The sequence below is a fragment of the Treponema endosymbiont of Eucomonympha sp. genome, from assembly GCF_001028545.1.
Window position 1 is genome coordinate 1 of the sequence record NZ_BBPW01000343.1, and the last position, 728, is coordinate 728.

General features: G+C 64.1%; 1 protein-coding gene and 1 pseudogene. One reads left to right on the forward strand and one right to left on the reverse strand.

The genetic code is table 11. The features are described from left to right. Positions 1–81 precede the first annotated feature (81 nt). A complete protein-coding gene (locus tag AWU74_RS11935; RefSeq protein WP_162502873.1) occupies positions 82–321 on the reverse strand; it encodes a transcription antitermination NusB family protein in 240 nt (79 codons plus the stop codon). A 75-nt stretch (positions 322–396) separates the two neighbouring features. On the opposite strand from AWU74_RS11935, the pseudogene AWU74_RS11940 reads away from it, so the two are divergent. Beyond that, positions 397–728, forward strand: a pseudogene (locus tag AWU74_RS11940) (hypothetical protein); the annotation flags it as partial.

The window sequence follows — 728 nt, forward strand, 5'->3', positions numbered from 1 at the left end:
ATAAACGGGGTTCGCGGGGGAGCGGGCGGCCCGCAGGCGTGTGCGGATTCCGCGGCGCTGCTGCCGAATACGGCGCCGGATTCAGCGGCCGGTTTCGCCGTCCGGCGGGCTCTTCCGTATATTGTCCGGCGCCGCGCTGACGAACTGGTACGAGTCGCCGGTCGAAAAATCCTGCGCAACGCGGACCGCTTCGTCTATGGTTATGAGCGGGTGAATGTCTTTTGACGGAGCAGGGCGCATGCGCTGATTCGGGGCGTGGCGGCGTCGGCTTTGCCGCGAGCCGCATACGGCAAAACCCGTATGCTTTTCACCCGCAGGCAAAATTCTCTCTTACGCATAGGTCGGGAAACCCGAACGTTCGGCGCGGAACAGTGCTGGATAGAGTAAGGATATATCGTGGACAAATTGCTGTTTTTATGCGCCGCCTCTTTAGCGCTCGGCGCTTCCTGCTGTGCCGAAGATAAAAACAAAGCGGGCAGAAACACCCTTGACCCGACGGACGCTTCCGCCGTCCCGGCTGCTTTGCGAGAGGCGCCTCCCGAACTGCAAAAACTCCGGCGGGCGCTCGCCGCGCTCCCCGCGCGGACTCAGGGCGGCATTGCGAACGGCGACCCCGCCGAATTCCTCGCGGATTTGCGGGCGGCGCTGGACGCCGACACCGAAGACCTGCTCCGCTTGGCCGACAAGCGGCACGCGCTCCCCGACGGGTATGCTGCCGAAGACCCCGT